Raw genomic sequence first — 793 nt, forward strand, 5'->3', positions numbered from 1 at the left:
GGGGGGGTTAATAAGCGCTTGACCAAGAACGAACTTCACCCAAGGTGACAGGAATGGTATCGCTAACATCAATGGTAAAGCGATAGATTTTTTTGGCGCGACGGCTATTTTCCGGGTCAAAGAATTTTAATTTCACATCCCAACAATCGCTATCTAAACGACAGAAAGGACTTTTTTCTACGGTAATACTATCTAATTCATAACCTGCACCCACCGCTTGAGCAAAGGTTTGGGCGGCTTGGAAAGCATTTGTAGAAGCAAAATTTAAAGCTCTGTCTTGAGAGGTTGTACCTAAGTTGCGTAAATCATAATAAATCCGATTTAAGAAGCTGCTTAAGGTGCGGCGAATGGCATCTTCTTGAGCATCACCAGCTTCAGCTTGCACACTTTCAATTGCGGCACTGACTAAGGTATTAACTTTCCAGCCGTATAAACCACGAGTATTATTAATTTCAATTACCGGAACAACTTGTCCTGAGAATAACTTAACACTACGTCCGGTTAAAACACCAGGAATACTAACTCGTTGCACAAATTCGGGATTATTTTCTTCTTGAATTTGCCCGTCTAAAAGTGATTGTAAAACCTCATAAACATCTCGGGAAAAACCGCCTACGGGTTCAATGGCATAAATAGGAGTTAACTCTAAATTAAGTGTCCAAATTAACGCTTTAGCTTCGGGTAAATTTTCTCCTAAATAATCTACCATTTGCCGAGCATCGTAGGGATTAGCAGGAATCATTGTTCCTTCAATACTAACTCCTGGCATCAGTTGTTTAAAGGAATCTCTGCG

General features: G+C 40.5%; 1 protein-coding gene. It reads right to left on the minus strand.

The genetic code is table 11. The features are described 5' to 3' along the window. Positions 1-7: 7 nt before the first annotated feature. A partial coding sequence (locus tag PL11201_RS25480; RefSeq protein ID WP_144017898.1) for a PatA/PatG family cyanobactin maturation protease occupies positions 8-793 on the minus strand: 786 nt, incomplete at its 5' end.

Origin of the sequence: Planktothrix sp. PCC 11201 (assembly GCF_900009135.1) — a bacterium.
Taxonomy (GTDB): domain Bacteria; phylum Cyanobacteriota; class Cyanobacteriia; order Cyanobacteriales; family Microcoleaceae; genus Planktothrix.